The sequence below is a fragment of the Pigmentiphaga sp. CHJ604 genome (assembly GCF_036972535.1).
GTDB classification, from domain to species: Bacteria; Pseudomonadota; Gammaproteobacteria; order Burkholderiales; family Burkholderiaceae_B; genus Pigmentiphaga; species Pigmentiphaga daeguensis.
Genome location: NZ_CP136998.1, coordinates 2,066,439 through 2,086,787, shown reverse-complemented (window position 1 = coordinate 2,086,787; position 20,349 = coordinate 2,066,439). Strand labels below are relative to the sequence as shown.

Annotated in this window: 14 protein-coding genes; 3 read left to right on the top strand and 11 right to left on the bottom strand. The window is 68.7% G+C overall.

The features are described 5' to 3' along the window. Positions 1-2: 2 nt before the first annotated feature. Genes glgB through glgA form a run of 4 tightly spaced genes read right to left on the bottom strand, consistent with a single transcriptional unit; the run spans position 3 to position 10,161 of the window. Entirely contained in the window at positions 3-2,198 is a 2,196-nt protein-coding gene (glgB, locus tag R4823_RS10055) for a 1,4-alpha-glucan branching protein GlgB (protein ID WP_338618514.1), read from the bottom strand. After that, a complete protein-coding gene (gene treS, locus R4823_RS10050; protein WP_087839272.1) occupies positions 2,179-5,553 on the bottom strand; it encodes a maltose alpha-D-glucosyltransferase in 3,375 nt (1,124 codons plus the stop codon). Before treS ends, glgB begins: the two co-directional genes overlap by 20 nt. A gap of 40 nt (positions 5,554-5,593) precedes the next feature. After that, a complete protein-coding gene (locus R4823_RS10045) occupies positions 5,594-8,635 on the bottom strand; it encodes an alpha-1,4-glucan--maltose-1-phosphate maltosyltransferase (RefSeq protein ID WP_132979950.1) in 3,042 nt (1,013 codons plus the stop codon). After that, entirely contained in the window at positions 8,635-10,161 is a 1,527-nt protein-coding gene (gene glgA, locus R4823_RS10040; RefSeq protein ID WP_132979949.1) for a glycogen synthase GlgA, read from the bottom strand. The genes R4823_RS10045 and glgA overlap by 1 nt, the downstream gene beginning before the upstream one ends. 331 nt (positions 10,162-10,492) lie before the next feature. Between glgA and R4823_RS10035 the strand changes: the two genes are divergently transcribed. Further along, positions 10,493-10,891 (top strand): ankyrin repeat domain-containing protein, encoded by a 399-nt coding sequence (locus tag R4823_RS10035; RefSeq protein WP_087839269.1) that lies wholly within the window; start codon positions 10,493-10,495, stop codon positions 10,889-10,891. Positions 10,892-10,912: 21 nt separating this feature from the next. Here the strand turns inward: R4823_RS10035 and R4823_RS10030 are convergent, their stop codons facing one another. Beyond that, positions 10,913-12,103, bottom strand: a complete 1,191-nt coding sequence (locus R4823_RS10030) for an MFS transporter (RefSeq protein ID WP_087839268.1) — start codon at positions 12,101-12,103, stop codon at positions 10,913-10,915. A gap of 140 nt (positions 12,104-12,243) precedes the next feature. On the opposite strand from R4823_RS10030, the gene R4823_RS10025 reads away from it, so the two are divergent. Then, complete coding sequence (locus tag R4823_RS10025; RefSeq protein WP_338618511.1) at positions 12,244-13,659, top strand: MFS transporter; 1,416 nt, start codon at positions 12,244-12,246, stop codon at positions 13,657-13,659. On the opposite strand, the gene R4823_RS10020 is transcribed toward R4823_RS10025, so the two are convergent. The 6 genes from R4823_RS10020 to R4823_RS09995 form a co-directional block, all read right to left on the bottom strand. Next, positions 13,660-15,270, bottom strand: coding sequence for a sulfite reductase flavoprotein subunit alpha (locus R4823_RS10020; protein ID WP_338618509.1), 1,611 nt, complete (start codon positions 15,268-15,270; stop codon positions 13,660-13,662). Continuing rightward, a complete protein-coding gene (locus tag R4823_RS10015) occupies positions 15,267-16,265 on the bottom strand; it encodes an FAD:protein FMN transferase (protein WP_243724547.1) in 999 nt (332 codons plus the stop codon). Before R4823_RS10015 ends, R4823_RS10020 begins: the two co-directional genes overlap by 4 nt. 166 nt (positions 16,266-16,431) lie before the next feature. Then, complete coding sequence (locus R4823_RS10010) at positions 16,432-17,241, bottom strand: DUF4198 domain-containing protein (protein WP_132979946.1); 810 nt, start codon at positions 17,239-17,241, stop codon at positions 16,432-16,434. A 31-nt stretch (positions 17,242-17,272) separates the two neighbouring features. Then, complete coding sequence (locus tag R4823_RS10005; protein WP_338618508.1) at positions 17,273-17,785, bottom strand: DUF2271 domain-containing protein; 513 nt, start codon at positions 17,783-17,785, stop codon at positions 17,273-17,275. Between the two features lie 13 nt (positions 17,786-17,798). Continuing rightward, positions 17,799-18,437, bottom strand: coding sequence for a PepSY-associated TM helix domain-containing protein (locus R4823_RS10000; protein ID WP_087839263.1), 639 nt, complete (start codon positions 18,435-18,437; stop codon positions 17,799-17,801). A 129-nt stretch (positions 18,438-18,566) separates the two neighbouring features. Next, the gene (locus R4823_RS09995; RefSeq protein ID WP_087839262.1) at positions 18,567-18,782 is read right to left on the bottom strand and encodes a dodecin; all 216 of its coding nucleotides are present in this window, start codon (positions 18,780-18,782) and stop codon (positions 18,567-18,569) included. Between the two features lie 100 nt (positions 18,783-18,882). Here R4823_RS09995 and mdtD point away from each other — a divergent pair, with 100 nt between their 5' ends. Then, positions 18,883-20,343, top strand: a complete 1,461-nt coding sequence (gene mdtD, locus R4823_RS09990) for a multidrug transporter subunit MdtD (protein ID WP_087839261.1) — start codon at positions 18,883-18,885, stop codon at positions 20,341-20,343. Positions 20,344-20,349: the final 6 nt, after the last annotated feature.

The window sequence follows — 20,349 nt, the reverse complement described above, 5'->3', positions numbered from 1 at the left end:
GGTCACTCGGGTTCGAGCAGCAAGGTGGCCAGCGGCGGCAAGGTCAACACCAGCGAATGGGGCAGGCCGTGCGCGGCTTGCTGCCGCGCCTCGACCGCTCCGGCGTTGCCCACGCCCGAACCGCCGTAGTCGGCGGCGTCGGTGTTGACGATCTCGCGCCACCGCCCCGCCCGGGGCACGCCCAGCCGGTAGTCGCCGCGGGGGATAGGCGTCATGTTGCACACCGCCAGCACGCAGCGCTCGCCGTCCATGCGCAGGTAGGCGAACACGCTGTTGCGGTCGTCGTCGCCGATCACCCAGCGGAACCCCGCCGGATCGCCGTCCAGCCTGTGCAGCGCGGGCCTGCCGGCATAGACGCGGTTCAGGTCGCCCACCAGCCGCTGCACGCCGGCATGCAGCGGATCGGCCAGCGCCTCCCAGGCCAGTTGTCCGTCATGGTTCCACTCGCGCTCCTGGGCGAGCTCCCCGCCCATGAACAGCAGCTTCCTGCCCGGATGGCTCCACATGAAGCCGAAATAGGCCCGCAGACTGGCGAAGCGCTGCCAGCGGTCGCCGGGCATCTTGCCGATCAGCGAACCCTTGCCGTGGACCACCTCGTCATGCGAGAGCGGCAGCACGAACTGCTCGGAATAGGCATACACCATGCCGAAGGTCAGGTCGTGATGGTGATAGTGCCGGTGCACGGGGTCCCGCTGCATGTAGCGCAGCGTGTCGTGCATCCATCCCATGTTCCACTTGTAGTGGAAACCCAGCCCGCCCGCTTCCGGCGGCGCGGTCACCCCCGGCCAGGCGGTGGACTCCTCGGCGATCATCATGGCATCGGGAAAGAAACGCCGCACCCTGCCGTTCAGGTCTCGCAGGAACGCGATGGCCTCCAGGTTCTCCCGCCCGCCGTGCACGTTCGGCAGCCATTCGCCCGCGCGGCGGCTGTAGTCGCGATACAGCATGGACGCGACCGCATCCACCCGGAGCCCGTCCACGTGGTAGCGGCGCAGCCAGTACAGGGCGCTGGCCCGCATGAAGTTGCACACCTCGTTGCGGCCCAGGTTGTAGATGTACGTGTTCCAGTCCTGGTGGAAGCCTTCGCGCGGGTCCTGGTACTCGTACAGCGCCGTGCCGTCGAAACGCGCCAGCCCATGGGGGTCGGTGGGGAAATGCGCGGGCACCCAGTCCAGGATCACGCCCAACCCGGCCGCATGGCAGCGATCGACGAACGCGGCGAAATCGCGCGGCGTGCCATGGCGCGCCGTCGGCGCGAACATTCCCAGCGGCTGGTAGCCCCAGGAACCGCCGAAGGGATACTCCATGATGGGCAGCAGCTCGAGATGCGTGAACCCCATGCCGGCCACGTAAGGAATCAGGCGGTCGGCCAGCTCATGCCAGGACCAGGTTCCGCCGTCCTCCTTCCTGAGCCAGGAACCGGCATGCACCTCGTAGATCGAGATAGGCGCATCGGGCGCATGGCGCGCCGCTCGGCCCTCCATCCATGCCGCATCGGTCCATGCGTAGGGCGCGGGATCGGCGACCACCGAGGCCGAGCCTGGTGCCGGCTCGGCCTGGAAGGCGTACGGATCGGCCTTCTGCGGCAGCAGGCTGCCATCGGGGCCCAGCAGTTCGTACTTGTAGGGTTCCCCGTGCGACAGCCTGGGCACGAACAGCTCCCAGACGCCCGCGGCATGGCGCAGGCGCATGGGATGGCGACGGCCGTCCCATGCGTTGAAATTCCCGACCACCGATACGCGGCGGGCATTGGGCGCCCACACCGCGAAACGCACGCCCGGGACGCCCTCCATCGTGGTGCAATGGGCGCCCAGGCAGGTCTCCAGGCCGTCGTGGTCGCCCCGCGCCAGCATGGCAAGGTCCTCGTCGCCCAGGATGAGGCCGAACGCGTAGGGATCCTCGGCCTCCTGGAAAGCACCGGGCCACTGGATGCGCAGGCGGTAGCCCGTGCGGCCGGGCAGGAAGCCGGCATCGGCCTGGGCCTCGAACACGCCGCCGCCCGACGGCCTCAGGTCCACGACGCCGCCCGTATCCGACACGGCCTGCACGGTCAGGGCGCCGGGCAGGAAGGCGCGCAGCCACAGGCGGCCGTCGCGCAGCTGCGGTCCCAGCACGGAGAAAGGGTCGGGGTGCCGGCCGCCGGCCAGGGCCTCGATATCGGCGGGGGCCAGCCCGCCGTCACGGCTGTTGTCCGTCAAGATCCTCTTGCCTCCGTATTGCCGGTTCGATCCGGGCCGCCAACGTCACCAGGCCCCGCAGCGGCACTCCTATCCACGCCGGCCGGTTGGCGGCTTCATAGCACACCTCGTAGGCGGCCTTCTCGATCAGGAACAGCGATAGCAGCGCATCCTCGTCCTGGCTGTCCACCCACGGGCGAGGCGCCGACGCCGCCGCCTCGCGATAGGCGTCCAGGAACGCGCCCGACGCCTCGACGCGGAACCGTTCGAGCAGGACGTCCCGGCGCTGCGCCACGGTGTCGACGGACGGACCGGCGATGGGATTGGCGCCGGCCGCGGGGACCGTGGCATCCGGCGCCCGCGCCACCACCGCCGATGCGTAGTCGAACGAGCGCAGCAGGCCGGCCACGTCGCGCAGCGGATTGCGCTTGCGCCGCCGTTCTTCCATGGTGCGTGCCGGCTCCCCCTCGAAATCGATGATGTAGGCATCGTTCTGCGCCACCAGGACCTGCCCCAGGTGGAAGTCTCCATGCACCCGCGTCAGCCAGGCATGGCGGACGGATTGGCCAAGGCGGTCCATGGCGGCTTCGAGCAGGTGGCGGTTGTCCAGCAGGAGCGCGGCCTCGGCCGCCAGGTCGCCCCAGTCGCGGCGCGCGGCCAGGATGGCCAGGGCCTGGTCCAGGCTCTGCCGGGCATCGTCCACCCAGCGCCCGACGTCCTCGCGCGAAGCCTCGACCGGCGCGAAGGCCGGATCGTCGGAAGGCATCGCCAGCGCGGCGTGCAGCTCGCCCAGGCGCCGGCCCACGGCGGCGGCCAGCGTCGCGTAGCCGCGCAGTTCCTGGCCATAGTCCTCGGCGCTTTCGGCGGTCAGCGCGGCATCGTCCAGGGTCCGGTGCAGGTACTCCAGCGTCCAGTTCCACGCATCGCCCTGGTTGTCCACGTACTGCTGGGCCAGCATCAGCGTGTGCGGCGTGCCGTCCTCGTCCACGCGCACCACCTCACCCAGCAGCGCCGCCGTGTTGCGGAATCCCAGCCGCGTCAGATGGCGCGTCATCTCGCTTTCCGGATGGATGCCGGCCGTGACCCGGCGCACGATCTTCAATACCGCCATCGTCCCGGCCACCAGCGAACTGTTGGACTGCTCGGCCGACAGCCACTGGATGGGCGTGTCCGCATCGACCGCCACGGTCTCCAGGCCAGGCTCGGGCAGGAACCGTATGCGGGCGTCCCCGCCCCCGTCGGCGGCGATGCGCGACTCCAGCTCGATGCCGTTCTTCAGGCTGTCGAACACCGCGATGGCGAAACTCTGCAGGCTGAACGCATCGGTCACCATGCCCACCATGGGTCCGCGCCGTACCCGCGCCAGCGCCAGTTGCTGCTGCAGCTGCGGCAGGGTTTCCTCCCAGATCAGCCCCAGGGGCACCACGTAGCGCTCGCGCCGCTGGCCCAGGTCGGCCTCGATCTCCGTCAGGTACAGCTCGTCGGCGGCGGGCAGCCGCACGCCGTAGACCACGCGCCCCGAAACGATGCGTTCGTGCTTGGAGGCGAACCAGCGCCGCAGCGCCAGGTATTCCGGCAGGACGGCATGCTCCAGCGTACGGCGCGACTCGGTAGTCAGGTCATAGCCCGTCTTGCCGCGCAACACCAGCGTCCGGAACTCGCGCAACTGGTCGGCGGTGGCCAGGTGCCAGTTCGGCGGCGTCGCCGAGGCGCTCAACTCGAACCAATAGAAGCCATAGGGCGGCAGGGTCAGCAGATAGGTCAGGCGTCCGATCGCGGGGAATGCCGTCCCCCCGGTCAGCTCGACCGGCACCCTGCCGTCGAATTCAGCCAGGTCCAGTTCCACCGCCTGGGGCGTGTGCGACAGGTTGGCCACGCACAGGATGGTGGTTTCCTCGTGCTCGCGCAGGTACGCCAGGATCTTGCGGTTGCCCGGATAGAGAAACCGCAGGCCGCCGCGGCCGAACACCCGATACTGGCGCCGCTTGCCCAGCATGCGGCGCATCCAGTTCAACAGCGAATGGGCGTCGCCGGACTGGGCTTCGACGTTCACCGCCTCGTAGCCATACAGATTGCCCATCAGCGGCGGCAGCACCAGTCGCTCGGGGTCGGCGCGCGAGAACCCGCCATTGCGGTCGGGCGACCATTGCATGGGCGTGCGTACGCCGTCGCGGTCGCCCAGGTGGATGTTGTCCCCCATGCCGATCTCGTCGCCGTAGTAGATGACGGGCGTGCCCGGCATGGTCAGGAGCAGGCTGTGCATCAGTTCTATGCGGCGGCGGTCGCGCTCCATCAGCGGCGCGAGGCGCCGGCGTATCCCGAGGTTGAGGCGGGCCCGGCGGTCGGCGGCATACACCTCCCACAGGTAGTCGCGCTCGCTGCTGGTCACCATCTCCAGCGTCAGTTCGTCGTGGTTGCGCAGGAAGATCGCCCACTGGCAGTTGTCCGGAATGTCCGGCGTCTGCTGCATGATGTCCGTGATGGGAAAGCGGTCCTCCTTGGCGATGGCCATGTACATGCGCGGCATCAGCGGGAAGTGGAAGGACATGTGGCACTCGTCGCCCTGTCCGAAATATTCCTGCGCGTCCTCGGGCCATTGATTGGCCTCGGCCAGCAGCATGCGATCGTCGTAGGACGCTTCCAGGTCCTGCCGGATGCGCTTCAGGATGGCATGGGTCTCGGGCAGGTTCTCGTTGTTGGTGCCCTCCCGTTCGACCAGGTAGGGCACGGCGTCCAGCCGCAGGCCATCGACGCCCAGGTCCAGCCAGAAATGCATGACGCTCAGGATGGCCTTGAGCACGCGCGGATTGTCGTAGTTCAGGTCGGGCTGGTGCGAATAGAAGCGGTGCCAGAAATAGGCCCCGGCCACCGGATCCCAGGTCCAGTTCGACTTCTCGGTATCGATGAAGATGATGCGCGTACCGGCGTAGGCCTGGTCGTTGTCGGACCACACGTAGAAATTGCGCGCGGCCGAACCCGGCTTGGCGTGGCGCGCGCGCTGGAACCATGGATGCTGGTCCGAAGTGTGGTTGACCACCAGTTCGGTGATCACGCGCATGCCGCGCTCGTGGGCCGCCGCGATGAAACGCCGCACGTCCGCCAGTTCGCCGTAGTCCGGATGCACGCCCCGGTACTCGGCGATGTCGTAGCCGTCGTCGCGCCGGGGAGAGGGATAGAAAGGCAGCAGCCAGATCGTGTCCACGCCCAGTTGCGCGATGTAGTCGAGCTTGGACAGCAGCCCTGGAAAATCCCCGATGCCATCGTTGTTGGCGTCGAAGAAGGACTTGACGTGCAGCTGGTAGATGACCGCGTCCTTGTACCAGAGCGGATCGCCCCGGTTCACGGCATTCACGGATGTCTCGCGCTTGTTGTTCATGCGTCCTCGCCTGCCGATGGATCCCCGAAGGGAGCGGATCCTAGAATCGCCGGGAAATGCGCCATATCCCGTAGGGGCCGCCAGGTTCGAGCCACACGTGCTGCATCTTTCCATGCCAATCGAAGCGGTACCCGCGCAACAGGTCTTCGGCATGCAGCGTGCCATCGTCCGGCAACCCGAACTCCCACAGCGGAAGTTCGACGTTGGCGCCCTGCGCGCCGTGCGGGTCGAGGTTCACCACCACCAGCACCACGTTGTCGCGTTCCGGCGTCGCCCTGGTATAGGCCAGCACGTGATCATTATCGGTGTTGAGAAACCCGGTGCCTGTATGGATATGCAACGCCGGGTTGTCGCGTCGTATCCGGTTCAGGACGCCGATCTCGGCCACGATGTTGCCCGGCCGGTTCCAGTCCCAGGCCCGGATCTCGTATTTCTCGGAATCGAGATATTCCTCCTTGCCGGGTACCGGCGTGCCCTCGCACAGCTCGAAGCCGCTGTACATGCCCCAGGAACCCGACAACGTGGTCGCCAGCGCGGCCCGGATCAGGAAACCCGGCCGGCCCGACGTCTGCAGATGGCGCGGATTGATGTCGGGAGTATTGACGAAGAAATTGGGGCGGAAAAAATCGGATACAGGCGGCCGCGATATTTCCTCGAGGTAGTCGGTGAGTTCCCGGCGGGTCTCGCGCCACGTGAAGTAGGTATAGGATTGCGAGAACCCCAGCTTGGCCAGCCGGTACATCATCTTGGGCCGGGTAAAGGCCTCCGACAGGAACACGACGTCGGGATGGCGCGCATGCACCTGGCCGATCAGCCACTCCCAGAAAGGCAGCGGCTTGGTGTGCGGATTGTCCACCCGGAAGATCCGTATCCCCTCGGCCGCCCAGAACAGCACCACGTCCAGCAGGGCCAGCCACAGGCCGGAGGCGGCATCGCGTCCGTTCGCGGCGCGCGCGTAGAAATCGACGTTGACGATGTCCTCGTATTTCTTGGGCGGATTCTCGGCATAGCGCAGCGAGCCGTCGGCGCGCCAGGCGAACCAGTCGGGATGACGGGCCAGCCACGGGTGATCGGGCGAGCACTGGATGGCGAAATCCAGGGCGATCTCCAGGCCGTGCCGGGCAGCCTCGCCCACCAGCGCGCGGAAATCGTCCAGCGTCCCCAGTTCGGGGTGTATCGCGTCGTGCCCGCCCTCTTCCGAACCGATGGCGTAGGGGCTGCCGGGATCCCCGGGCTCGGCCACGAGGCTGTTGTTGCGGCCCTTTCGGTGGCGGCGGCCGATGGGGTGGATGGGCGGGAAGTACAGCACGTCGAAGCCCATGTCCCGTATCGCGGGCAGGCGTGCCGCGACGTCGGCGAAGGTGCCGTGCCGGTGCGGATCGCCGCTTTGCGAACGCGGGAAGCACTCGTACCAGCTGCCGAACCGGGCGGTCCGGCGTTCGACCCGCACCGGGAACTCGGCCGAGCGCGACGCGAATTCGCGGGGCTCCAGCGCCTGTACCAGGGCGGCGGCCTGCGGCGACCGTATCCACGCCAGGCAGTCCTCGGTGGGCAGCTCCGCCAGGCCGCGGGCGGCTTCCTCGGCCCGGGCCCGCGTCTCGGCTCCGGCCTGGGTAGCGCGGCCCAGCACCTTCAGTATCCAGCCACGGACCTCCTCCACTTCCACCGCCACGTCCACGCCCGCATCGGTCTTCTTGCGAAGTTCGTCCAGGAACGTCGCATAGGTATCGCGCCAGGCCTCGATCGCGTAGTAGCCCATGCCCACGCGCTCGGGCCGGCACACGGCCTCCCAGCGATCGTTGCCCAGGTGCACCATGGGCACCCGGGTCCAGGCCTCCTCGTCGGCGGCGCGCCAGAGCACGTCGGCGGCCAGCTTGTCGTGGCCGTCCATGAAGATATCCGCGCGCACCGCGAGCGCCTCGCCGGGCGTGCGTTTCACCGCGAACCGGCCCTGTTCGATGACGGGCTCGACCGCCTCGATCGCCACGCGGGCCGCGCCCATGGCCGCGGTCAGCGACCGGCGGCGCGGCGGCCCTGACAGCACGGGGGGCGCGGATCCCAGTTCGATGGCCTGCGCGGCGCCGGGCCCCAGCCTCGCGGGCACGCCGCCATCGACCGGCCGTTGCACGCGATCGGGCAGCCTGGCCTGGATCATGGGCCAATCCACCGCCGATGCGGCCAGCAGGTCGGGATTGAACAGCAGCAGATGACTGCGCCTGCCCCGCTGCCCGACGGCACGGCGCAGCAACATGGCGATGGGCGCGTCCGCGCCGCCCAGCGGCGACAGTGTCACGTCATCGGCCGGCGCGCGGGCCAGCCAGCGATTCGCGGCACGAAGCTCGTCGCCCAGGTCCAGCTGGCCGTGCGGCGTGCCATCCAGCCCGTGCCGTTCGTATCCCATGGGCACCAGCCAGCCCGCGCCGCACGTGGCGGCGGCCCACAGCGCACGGATCGAGGCGCGTTGCCGCACCTCGGCATCCGGCACGCCGACGCCCGCCGCGCCGGGGCCGTAAGGATCGGCCGGAAAGGCCAGCACGGCGCAGCCGGTGTCCGCCAGCGCGTGCCACTCGTCCATGAACCAGGCGCTGCGGAAATCCCACCAGGCCAGCGACGAAAACACATGGGAAAAACCCACTCCGCGCAGCCCTCGCACCGCCTCGCGCGACAGGCCGGGCGTCCAGGCCAGCAGGTCCAGTCCGTCCTCGCGCCCGCGCAGCGACGCGAGCTTGCCTGCCCACGGGCCGGCCGCGTCCCATCCCCGGACCAGCAGGCCGCGCACGCCCAGTTCGCCCCACGCCGGCGCGCGCGCCGCCCAGTCGACGGCAGCTTCGCCGCCGGCCGGTGGACAATCCAGATAAAGCTCCAGCCGGCGCCGCGTGGCGGCGCGCGCCAGCACACCGCACGAGGCCTCGTCGCCTGCCTCGCGCGCGTCGGCCAGCACCTGCCCGAATCCCAGCCCGGCGGCCGTCTCGAGCCACGCGCGCCAGGGCGCCGCCAGCGCGCCCGCCTCGTCCAGCACCGGCCCCAGGGCCGAAGCCCTGGCATGGTAGATACGCAGCGGCGGTCGACGTCGCGCCGCCATCAGGCCCGTTTCCGTATGGCGGTCTCGGCCGGAGCGCTGGCCGCCTCCGGACGGCGGGCCACCATGGGCGCGCCCACGGGAGCGACCGGCGCGAGCATGCGGTACAGCTCGACATATTGGGCGGCGGAAGCTTCCCAGCCGAAGTGGCGGGTCATCCCGTTCTTCTGAAGGGCCGCCCACCGCTGCGGTTGGGCAAAGGCCTCCAGCGCCCGCTCGACCGCCGCCATCATGTCGGCGGGTGTGTCCCCGTCGAACAGAATGCCCGTGGCCGATCCGACCTCGGCATCCGGCGCCTGGGACAGCCCGGCGATGCTGTCGGCCAGGCCACCGACACGCGACGCAATGGGCACGGTCCCGTACAGCATGGAATACAGCGGCGTCAGGCCGAATGGCTCGAAGCGGCTGCCGTGCAGCAGCATGTCGGCGCCGGCATGCAGCAGGTGCCCGCGGCGTTCGTCATAGCCGATGTGCACGCCCAGGTTGCGCGGATGCCGCGCGGCCAGTTCCTGCAATGCCTCTTCCAGCGCGCGCTCGCCGCAGCCGAGCACGGCGATCTGCAGACGCGGATGCGCCGCCAGCAGCATGGGGAACACCTCGATCGCGAGATCCGCCATCTTCTGCGAGGTCAGGCGACTGCCCATCGCCAGCAGCGGCGCCTCGGGGTCGGTGGGCAGGCCGAATGCGCGCTGCATCTCCAGCTTGTTGCGGATCTTGCCGCGCAGGTCCATGGCGGAAAAATGCTCGGGCAGATAGGGATCGCAAGCGGGATCCCAGACCTCGGTGTCGATGCCGTTGGGAATGGCGTGCAGCTCATGGGCGCGCTGGCCCAGTACGCCCTCCAGTCCATGGCCGAACGCCGGGGTCAGGATCTCGCGCGCGTAGGTCGCGCTGACCGTCGTGATCTTGTCGGCGTAGCGCAACCCCGCCTTCATGAAGTTCAGGTTGCCCCAGAATTCCACGCCCTCGCTGCCACGATAGGCGGGCGGGATGCCGAGCTCCTCCGCCAGGCGCAGCGGGAAGTTGCCCTGGAACGCGAGATTGTGGATGGTCAACACCGTCTTGGGCCGCTTGACGCCGGCCGCGTGCAGATACAGCGGCGTCAGGGCCGCGTGCCAGTCGTGGGCATGGACCACGTGCGGAACCCTGATCGGCGTCTCGCCCACCGAAATCCGCTTTGCCGCCTGGGCCAGCGCGGCAAAGCGGATTCCATTGTCGGGAAACTCCCTCCCGTCCGCATCCAGGTAGGGGTTGCCGGGGCGCACGTACAGGGCGTCGTTGCGCAGCAGCAGCACCGGTATCTCGGTATCGGCGACCCATCCCGCCCAGACCTCGGCATCGCCCCCGATCAATCCGGGCAGATCGGCCACCTTCTCCAGGTCGCTGGCGGCATGCAGCGCGCTTTCATAGGCGGGCATGAAGATGGTCGCGTCGACGTGCGCGTCGCGCAGGGCCCGTGCCAGGCCGCTTACCGCATCGCCCAGGCCCCCCGTCTTGGCGAGCGGCAGGGCCTCCGACGTTACTAGCATGACTCTCGGCAGCAAGATGTTTCTCCGGCAAAAGACGCTTCCCCATGGGCAGCTGATGATTGGGTCGGGACTTCACACGCGCAGGGATGTTTCTCGTGCGGCGGGCGGGTGCCGCGCCGGATAATGTCCATCCTCGCCGATAAAAATTACCGCTGTGAGTAAGATGTACACGTCCGATGCGGCATTCTTCCCGGGATGGGCATCCCTTGCCGGGGACAAGGGCAATATGCATGCCATGGTGCGCCGCGCGCGCCCCGCATGGCGCCAGGTTTGTAACGACATTCTTCCCGCGCACCGCGTGGAAGCCTTTGATCACCAAAAGAGAAACACCATGAGCCCTAGCGATTCCTACCAGCCCAACGATGCCGTGCTGGCCCTGGCCACCAAGCTGTTCGATCTTGCCCGCGCGGGAGAAACCGAGACGCTGGCCGCCTACCTCGCCGCCGGGGCGCCCGCGGACCTGACCAACCAGAAAGGGGATAGCCTGATCATGCTGGCGGCCTACCATGGCCATGCCGGCACGGTCAGGACGCTGCTGGAGCACGGCGCGGATCCCAACCGCGTCAACGACCGGGGGCAGAGCCCGCTGGCCGGGGCCGTGTTCAAGGGAGAAGAAGAGGTGGTGCGGGCGCTGCTGGACGGCGGCGCGAATCCCGACCTGGGCACGCCGTCGGCAAGGGAAACGGCGCGCATGTTCGGGCGGGCCGACCTGTTCGGCCTCCCGAACTGAACGCGGCGGGAAACGCCGGCCTCAGGCCGCCGCGCGGCGCGTGCGGCCCGCCTGCCACAACAGGGGAAGCAGCACGATCGCCACGGCCGGATACAGCAGCCAATTGATGGTTTCCCATCCCGAGGCGTTGAGCAGCCGGCCCGACGAGAACGACGCCACGGCCACGGAACCGAACACGAGGAAATCGTTCAGGGCCTGGACCTTGGTGCGCTCCTCGGGCCGGTAGCAGTCGGTGACCATGGCGGTGGCGCCGATGAAACCGAAGTTCCAGCCCACGCCCAGGAAGACCAGCGACAGCCAGAAATGCCCCACGCTCAGGCCATGCAGCGCGACCGCTCCGGACACCGCCATGAGGAGCAGGCCGGCCATCGTCACCCACTCCTTGCCGAAGCGCGTGATCAGCCTGCCGGTGACGAAGCTCGGCCCGTACATCGCCAGCACGTGCCACTGGATGCCCAGCGCGGCCTCGCCCACCGTGTGTCCGCACGCCACCATCGCGATGGGCGCGGCCGTCATGACGAAGCTCATCATCCCGTACGAGACGATGCCCGCGGTCACCGCCACCACGAAGCGGCCCGAGGCCGCGATCTCGCGCAGCGGCCGCCCCCCGCCCTGCTCGGCCGCGGGACGCACCGATCCGCGCAGCAGGATCAGCACCGGCAGCGCCGCGAGCGCCAGCACGGCCTGGCCGACGAAGCTGCCGGCGAAGGGAATGGCGCCGATCGCGTCGCGCGTCCAGATCACGGTCTGGGGTCCGATGACCGCGCCTACCAGTCCGCCCACCATGACCCAGGAAATCGCCCGCGCCTTGAACGCCGCGTCGGCCCCGTCGGTCGCCCCGAAGCGGTAGCTCTGCACGCACGATCCGTAGGTACCGGCGATGGCGGTGGCGACGCAGAACAGCGCGAACATGCCCGTGGCGATGCTGTAGGCCGCCAGCAGCCCGGCCACGCCGCCGATCACCGCGCCCAGCATGTAGGCGGCGCGGCGCCCCAGCCTGCGCATCAGCATGGCCGCCGGGATCGTCCCCAGCGCGAGGCCGAGGTTGTAGAGGCTGACGGGCAGCGTCGCCAGCGATTTGTCGGTGGCCAGCATCTGCCCCACCAGCCCGCCCAGCGAAATGACGATGGCGGGATTGGCCCCACCCAGCGACTGCGCACAACTGAGCACCAGCGCATTGCGGCGCACATCCTTCTCGGTCAATGCATTCATGCTCGTACGCGGACGTCCCGGTTTCGATGTTTTTATGATTCTAGGTTATTTGGACCGCTCGACATCCGGCTCCAGTCAAATATCGCGGCACACGGCATATACTGCCCGGGCCCGATCCGGCCTCACCCCACGCGCCGCCCATGACCGCCCCCACCGCCAAGCCCAACATCATCTGGCTCATCGTCGCCGCCGCCTTCTTCATGGAAACGCTGGACGGCACGGTGATCGCGACCGCCCTGCCGCAAATGGCCGCCACCTTCCGTACCAACCCGGTCAACCTCAGCATAGGCATGACGTCCTATCTGGTGACCCTGGCCGTGTTCATCCCCATCAGCGGCTGGGTCGCGGACAGGCTCGGCACACGCCGCGTCTTCGCCTGGGCGGTCGCCGCCTTCACGCTGGCCTCCGTCTTGTGCGCGCTGAGCACCAGCGTCGCGCAATTCACCGCCGCGCGGGTGTTCCAGGGCATGGCGGGCGCGATGATGGTGCCCGTGGGACGGCTGGCGGTGCTGCGCAACACCGGCAAGGAAGACCTGGTCCGCGCCATGGCCTTCATCGTCTGGCCGGGACTGATCGCGCCCGTGATCGGCCCCCCGCTGGGAGGCTTCCTGGCGACCTACCTGAGCTGGCAGTGGATCTTCCTCCTGAACGTCCCCCTGGGCGTGGCCGGCATCTTCCTGATCCGCGCCTATATCCCCGAATCCGCCCCGCAGCCACGGCGGCCGCTGGACACGGCGGGCTTCGCCCTGAGCGGCCTCGCGCTCAGCTTCCTGATGGTCGGAGTGGAGCTCCTGGGATACGGCGGACGGTGGCAACTGGGCGCCCTGCTCGTCGCCGGCAGCATCGCGCTGGGCGTGGCGCTGGCCGCGCACCTGCGCCGCCACCCCCATCCGTTGATCGACCCCACCATCATGGCCGTGCCGTCGTTCCGCACCGTCATGATAGGCGGCACGATCGCCCGCACGGCGATCAGCGCCATGCCTTTTTTGCTGCCGCTGCTGTTCCAGGTGGGCTTCGGCCTGAACGCCTTCGAGGCCGGCATGCTGTACCTGGCCAGCATGCTGGGCAATTTGGGCATGAAGCTGGGCACGACGCAGGCGCTGCGCCGCTTCGGCTTCCGCAACGTGCTGGTCTTCAACGGCGCGCTGGCGGGGACCTCGATCGCCTTGTGCGCCGTACTGTCGCCCGATACGCCCGTGCCGGTAGTCGTGGCGATCATGCTGGTGTGCGGCCTGACCCGCTCGATGCAGTTCACCGGACTGACTTCCATGGCCTTCGCCGAGGTCCCGCACCCGCAGATGAGCAGCGCCAACACCCTGTTCAGTACCACCCAGCAGATGTCCATGGGCCTGGGCATCGCGGTCGGGGCCGTGGTGCTGCATCTTACCGCCGCCGCACGCGACATCGGCGGCGCGACCTACGACGTCACGGACTTCCGGATCGCCTTCCTGGTCGTGGGCCTGCTGGCCCTGAGCAGCCTGCTGAGCTTCGTGCGGCTGCGGCACGACGCCGGTGCCGAGGTCAGCGGACACCGGCGCAGCGGCGGCACCGCCTGATCAGTACACGTCGCGCCGATAGCGGCCCTGTTCGGCCAATTCGTCCAGGCGATCGCGGCCCAGGATGCGTTCGAGTTCGGCCGCGACACCCGCCGCCATGCCTTGCAGGCTGCCGCAGACGTAGATCGCGGCGTCATCGTCCACCCACGCCCGCAGTTCGCCTGCCGCGGCGGGCAGGCAGTCCTGCACGTAGCGCGGCCAGCCGGCCGTGCGCGAGAACGCCAGATCCAGCCGCTCGAGCACGCCCTGCTCGCGCCACGCCTGGATTTCGTCGCGATGGAAAAAGTCGTGCTCCGGCGTGCGTTCTCCGAACAGCAGCCAGTTGCGATGCGCCCCGGCGGCGGCGCGCGCCTTCAGGTGCGCGCGCAAGCCCGCCATGCCCGTGCCGTTGCCGATCAGGATCAACGGCCGCCCAGGCGCAGGCGGATGAAAGCCGCCATTGCGCCGCAGCCGTACGTCCACCTTGCCGCCCACGCGGACATGCCGGGTCAGCCATCCCGACCCCAGTCCCAGCCGGCCGTCGGGATACCGCATCTGCCGCACCAGGAGCTCCAGGCGGCCATCGGCCGGCAGCGAGGCGATCGAATACTCGCGATGGGGGATGCGCGGCAGCGCCTCCAGCAGCGCCGGGGCCGGCAAGCCGCGCAGCGCGGCGCGTCCGGCCTCGTCATGGGGCAGCACCCGTGCCGCCAGCGCATCGCCCAGCGATTGCCCGCCGTCCACCCCCATGGCGCCATCCAGGCCCAGCGCGGCCAGCAGCGACGCGACGTCATCGGGAGCATTGCGCGGCCCGATCTCGGCGATGTCGCCGGCCTCCCAGTCGGCCGGGGATGCATCCGCGGCCACCAGGGCCAGGTGATAGGCGGGGCCGCCGGGACTGCCGTCGTTCAGCAATCGGCGCTCGGCCAGCGTCCAGGCCCGGTAGCTGGGCGCAGCCCAGTCTTCCATTTCCGCGCTCGCGCCCAGCACGTTCAGGTAGTGCTGCCAGTGGCGCAACGCACCCTCGTCACCATCGTCCACCAGGATAGGATCGAACATGGGCTCGGCGCCCTGCCGGTGCAGCCAGTTCGCCAGCGACTGGCCGAAGGCGCAATAGCGCTGGTAGCTGCTGTCGCCCAGGGCCAGCACGCCGTAGCTCATGCCGTGCAGGGCCAGTTCGCCGGCCAGCGTCTTGCGCGCGAAGCCGGCGACGCTGTCCGGGGCATCGCCCTCGCCCGTCGTGCTGACCACGAACAGGGCCTGGCGGAAACGCTGCAGGGCCGAACCGCCCATCTCCGCCAGGTTGGCCAGATGCACGGGCAATCCGGCGGCCTGGAGCGCCTGCGCGCTGCGCCGCGCGATCTGCTCGGCGAAGCCCGTCTGGCTGGCATAGGCCACCAGCAGCGCATCGGCCACGATCGGGCCGCCGGACGGAGACGCCGCGGCGCGCCATGCCAGCGCGGTCCATACGCAGAACGCCACATAGCAGGCGACTACCAGCCCCCCTGCCACGGCGCGGTGCGCCGCCGGCGACAGCGGCAGCACGGCGGCCACCAGGACCAGGGCCGCCAGCAGCAACAACACCGCCACGCCCGCCCGGCGCGCGGATGCCGCGCGAGATTCGTCGTTCATTCCATCATCGCCGCGAAATTGGGCGTCATCGTTTCCCGGTACCCCTGGGCGGTGCGCTGTACGAACTGCGCCGCCAGCCCGCGACGCGCCGCCCAGCGCAGCCCCTCGTCCGGCCCCATCACCGTCAGCGCCGTCGCCAGCGCATCGGCCGCCATGCACTCGGGGTGCAGGACCGTGACCGAGACGACGCCGTTGCCGATGGGCGCGCCGGTGCGCGGGTCCAGAGTATGGCTGTACATGCCCTGCCCATCGGAGACATGGCGCCGGTAGTCGCCCGAGGTGGCAACCGCCAGGCCCTCCAGGGCCACCAGCGTCGGCGGCACGGACGACTCGCCGTTCGCATCCCAGGCCCGGTCCAGCTCCACCCACCAGGGCGTACCGTCCGGCTTCACCCCGTGGCCGGCCAGCTCGCCGCCTATCTCCACCAGATAGCCCGCCACGCCGGCGCGCCGCAGGCAGCGGGCCACGGCGTCGACCGCGTAGCCCTTGGCGATGCCGGACAGGTCCACATGGGCCCCGCCTGGTTGCCGCGCACGGCGGCCCGCCACGTCCAGTTCGATCCGCTCCCAGCCCACGCGCCCACGCACGGCCTCGATCTCGGCCGCAGACGGCCGGGCGCGCGGCCCCTGCGGCCCGAACCCCCACAGGTCGACCAGCGGCCCCACCGTAGGATCGTAGGCGCCCCCGCTTTCGCGGGCCACGCTCAGCGCCTGCTCCAGCACCACGAACAAGGCATCGGGCAAGACGTGCCAACTCCCCGCCGGCGCGGCATTGAAGCGGCTCAGGTCCGTATCGTCCCGCCAGTTGCTCATCTCGTCGATGACCCCGTCCAGCGTCGCCCGCACCCGCTCGTCCAGGTCCGGCGGCACCCCGCCATCATCCACCAGCCTGACCGACCAGCTCGTCCCCATCGTCGGCCCGCCCATGGAAACCACCCGAGCCCCGCTCCCATAGCCCCGCCGCGCCTGCTCCGACACCGCCAGCGGCACGAGCACTCGCCCCTCCCTACGCCCTTCGGGCTCGTTACCATGGCCGGCAGCCAGCGAAGCACCGCTGCCACAACCCAAGATAGCGGCACCAGGCCCAGGATGCGGCGGATCCGGCTCCGCCGGTCCACCCGCATCGCCCCCTGGGGGGCGCCCGAAGGGCGTACGGGAGGGCTTATTCAGGCAAGACCTCGAACGTCGCGATGTAGGTCGACCGGCGCTCCTTCGCCTTGTCGAAGGTGGTCTTGTCGTCCTTGGTCTCGGCTTCCAGCCAGTACATGCCGGGCTCGGGCCAGGTCACCGTGAACTTGCCGTCGGCATCGGTGCGCGTCTTCATTTCATGCAACTGGTCGCGGTAGCGGATCCCGCCCGGCACGATGGACACTTCTATGCCGGCCGCGGGCTTGCCATCGAGCAGCAGCCGGAAACTGGCTTCTTCCTTGGCGAACAAATCGTTCGGATGGGTGATGGGCGCCAGTTCCAGCCCCTGTCCGGTGGGCTTGAGCACCGTGTCGGTCGGCTTGCCCACCGTCACGAAGGTCTCCAGGCGGCTGTTGGCCTGCGTGACCCGCAGGTCCTGGGCGTCGGCCGGCACCTCCTGCGCGAACTTCTCGGCCGTGCCGCGCCAGCGCTTGTTCTTGCCGTTTTCCTTGTACGACGCGAACACGCCGTTGTTGACCACCGCCATCTTGTAGGTGCCGGCCTGGGTCAGGCGCACGTCGAAGGTGCTGCGATAGCGGCCCGTGGACTGGTTCTCGGCCTTGGCCGCGGTGCCGTCGGGAGCGGTCACCGACAGGTTGTTCAGTTGCAGCGGAAAGTGCTCGAAGTAGAAGAGGTCGTTGGACACGGCGGCGTCCACCGTCACCCACGGATCCGCGCCCGACAGCACCGTGGCCGAGGGCAGCATCCACATGCGGTGCGCCTGGGCCGACAGGGGCAGGCTGAACGCCAGGGCCAGCGCGGCCCACTTGAGAGACATCTTCATGTTCTTTTCCTCGGAAGGGGTTGCTAGGGAATCAGGGTTTGGTTTCCAGCGCGACGCGGCCCAGCTCGTGCTGGCCACGCGCCTCGCCCTTCTCGGGCGCGCGCGGCGGCCACTGGAACGGGATGCGCAGCAACTCGCGGCCGCCGACCTCGCGCGCGGCTTCGACCACCAGCTCGTACTTGCCTTCGGCCAGCTTGCCCAGCGGCGCCTTGCCGTCGCTGAACGCCAGTTGATGCTCGCCCACGGGCCGCGTGGCACCGCTGATGCCGTCGGCGGGCATGGTCAGTTCGCGGCCGGTGCGGCGCCACCACTGGCGCATGTCCTTGAGCCACTTCGTGCCTTCGTCGTTCTTGAGCTTGACGTCGTACCAGACCGCCAGGTTGGCGGCGACCTTCTGGTCCTGCCCCTCCACCCACACCGCCACGTACGGACGGTGGTACTCGGCCACGTTCAGCCGGGGGATCTCGATCCTTACCGCCAGGTCGGCGGCCTGGGCCTGCCCGACCATCAGGCCGGTGACGGCCACCGGGATCAATGTACGCATAGCCAGAACCTCTTCAATGAATGAATACGAATGCCAGGAACAGCGGCACAGCCACGCCCAGCGCCACCATGGGCCAGGTGACGGGCCGGTTGCGCGAATGGATCTGCAGCAGGAAGAAACCGGTCACGCAGAACACCAGACAGGCGACCGCGAAAATATCCAGGAACCACTTCCAGGCCTCGCCCGTGTTGCGGCCCTTGTGCAGGTCGTTGAAATACGAGATCCAGCCGCGGTCGGTGCTCTCGTACTTCACCGCGCCGTCGGGCAGCTCGACGCTCAGCCAGGCGTCGCCGCCGGGGCGTGGCAGGGAAACATAGATCTCGTCGGACGACCATTCGGCCAGCTGGTCGCCGATCGCCACGGACAACTGGTCTTCCAGCCATTGCCGCAGCGCCGGCGGCAATGGCGCCTTGTCGGCCCCCCCTTCAGGCGCCAGCGCGCGCGCCAGTTCGGCCGGCACCTGCGCTTCCTTCGAGACGACGCGCGGATGGGCTTCGATCTGGGAGGCGTGGTTCAGCGTGATGCCGGTGGCGGCGAACAGCAGCATGCCGACGAGACAGATCGCCGAGCTGATCCAGTGCCATTGATGCAGATGCTTCAACCAGAATGAGCGACGCTTCTGCTCCAGGAAGCGATCCGACTGTTTGTCCATACGGCGGTGCGCGGCACTGCATGCTTGAGATGATTAAGATCAATAATGATAACAATTCTCAAGCACTGTAGCCAGCACCAGGCCGGCGCGCAGGCGGCGGCCTCCCGCCGCCGCCCTTGCCTCGGGAGCCTACTTCGAGTCCTCCAGGCGCACCCCCACCTTCAGGCCCACCTGCCAGTGCGCGATCTTGCCGTCCTCGATGTGGCCCCGCACCTGGGTGACCTCGAACCATGCCAGATGGCGCATCGTCCGGGCCGCGCGGTCGATCGCGTTGCGGATCGCGTCGTCGCTGGACTTCGTCGAGGACCCGACCAATTCGAGCTGCTTGTACACGTGTTCCGACATCGTCGTCTCCTGGTTGCCTGGGATGCCGGCCAGCAAAGGCCATTCCCGGCGCCGCGCGGCACCGGGAGCCGGCCAGGCCACCTTAGTCCAAGCCGCGGGCATGAATCAAGCTATCCTATGGCACCCGCCCGCCTCCCGCCCGCCGACCGTGGAACACAGAAAAACGCTGAACATCACCCTTTGGCTCGTCGCCATCGGCCTCTTCATGCAGACGCTGGACACCACCATCGTCAATACGGCCCTGCCGGCGATGGCGGCAAGCCTGGGCGAAAGCCCCCTGCGCATGCAATCGGTGGTGATCTCGTATGCGCTGACCATGGCCGTGCTGATCCCCGCCTCGGGCTGGGTCGCCGACCGCTTCGGCACGCGCAAGGTGTATTTCTCGGCCATCGTCCTTTTCACGCTGGGCTCCGTGCTGTGCGCGGTCTCCCAGAACCTCAGCCAGCTCGTCGCTTCACGCGTGGTCCAGGGCGCCGGCGGCGCGATGCTGATGCCGGTGGGCCGGCTGGTCATCCTGCGCAGTTTCCCCCAGGAGCGCCTGCTGCCCGCGCTGAGCTTCGTCGCCATCCCGGCCATGGTCGGCCCCATGATCGGCCCCGTACTGGGCGGCTGGCTGTCCGAGCAGTTCTCCTGGCACTGGGTGTTTTTGATCAACATCCCGGTCGGCCTGGCCGGCGCGATAGCCACGCGCACCTTCATGATCGACAAGCGCGAGAAGCAGCCGGCCTCCTTCGACGGCGTGGGCTACGGACTGCTGGCCTTCGGCATGGCGGCCATCTCGCTCTCGCTGGACGGGTTCTCGGGCCGCGCCACGGGCCACGCTACCGTCGTACTCATGCTGGTGTTCGGCCTGATCAGCATCGTCACCTACTGGCTGCGCGCGGGCAGGCAGGCCGCGCCGCTGTTCTCGCCCACCCTCTTCCACATCCATACGTTCACCATAGGCTTGCTGGGCAACCTGTTCGCGCGCCTGGGCAGCAGCGGCATGCCCTTCCTGCTGCCGCTGCTGCTGCAGGTCAGCCTGGGCTATTCGCCCACGCATTCGGGCCTGATGATGCTGCCCGTGGCCGCGGCCGGCATGCTCAGCAAGCGCCTCGCGACCTCGCTCATCACCCGCTACGGCTATCGCCACGTCCTCGTGGTCAATACGGTGCTGGTCGGCCTGACCATCGTCTCGTTCTCGCTGGTCGATGTCTCGCACCCGGTCTGGACCCAGGTGCTGCTGATGGCCTTCTTCGGCGCGGTGAACTCGCTGCAATTCACCGCGATGAACACGCTGACGCTCAAGGATCTGGGCCAGCAAGGCGCCAGCAGCGGCAACAGCATCCTGTCCATGATGCAGATGCTGGCGATCAGCCTGAGCGTGACGGTGGCCGGCGGCATCCTGGCCGCGTTCAGTCACCTGGTGGACCATGGCGCGCCCGAGGACGCGCTGGCCGCCTTCCACGCCACCTTCATCTGCATCGGCCTGCTCACCGCGGCTTCGGCGTGGATCTTCTGGCAACTGTCGCCCGACGTGCCGCGCGAATCCAAGAAGGATGACTCGCTGGACCTGGGGTAACGAAGG

What these genes read in the sequence shown, in the direction of transcription:
- mdtD (WP_087839261.1), top strand. Translation starts at nt 18,883, where the DNA reads ATGAATCAAGCTATCCTATGGCACCCGCCCGCCTCCCGCCCGCCGACC.
- R4823_RS09995 (WP_087839262.1), bottom strand. Translation starts at nt 18,782, where the DNA reads ATGTCGGAACACGTGTACAAGCAGCTCGAATTGGTCGGGTCCTCGACG.
- R4823_RS10025 (WP_338618511.1), top strand. Translation starts at nt 12,244, where the DNA reads ATGACCGCCCCCACCGCCAAGCCCAACATCATCTGGCTCATCGTCGCC.
- glgA (WP_132979949.1), bottom strand. Translation starts at nt 10,161, where the DNA reads ATGCTAGTAACGTCGGAGGCCCTGCCGCTCGCCAAGACGGGGGGCCTG.
- R4823_RS10005 (WP_338618508.1), bottom strand. Translation starts at nt 17,785, where the DNA reads ATGCGTACATTGATCCCGGTGGCCGTCACCGGCCTGATGGTCGGGCAG.
- R4823_RS10010 (WP_132979946.1), bottom strand. Translation starts at nt 17,241, where the DNA reads ATGAAGATGTCTCTCAAGTGGGCCGCGCTGGCCCTGGCGTTCAGCCTG.
- R4823_RS10035 (WP_087839269.1), top strand. Translation starts at nt 10,493, where the DNA reads ATGAGCCCTAGCGATTCCTACCAGCCCAACGATGCCGTGCTGGCCCTG.
- R4823_RS10030 (WP_087839268.1), bottom strand. Translation starts at nt 12,103, where the DNA reads ATGAATGCATTGACCGAGAAGGATGTGCGCCGCAATGCGCTGGTGCTC.
- R4823_RS10045 (WP_132979950.1), bottom strand. Translation starts at nt 8,635, where the DNA reads ATGGCGGCGCGACGTCGACCGCCGCTGCGTATCTACCATGCCAGGGCT.
- treS (WP_087839272.1), bottom strand. Translation starts at nt 5,553, where the DNA reads ATGAACAACAAGCGCGAGACATCCGTGAATGCCGTGAACCGGGGCGAT.
- R4823_RS10000 (WP_087839263.1), bottom strand. Translation starts at nt 18,437, where the DNA reads ATGGACAAACAGTCGGATCGCTTCCTGGAGCAGAAGCGTCGCTCATTC.
- R4823_RS10020 (WP_338618509.1), bottom strand. Translation starts at nt 15,270, where the DNA reads ATGAACGACGAATCTCGCGCGGCATCCGCGCGCCGGGCGGGCGTGGCG.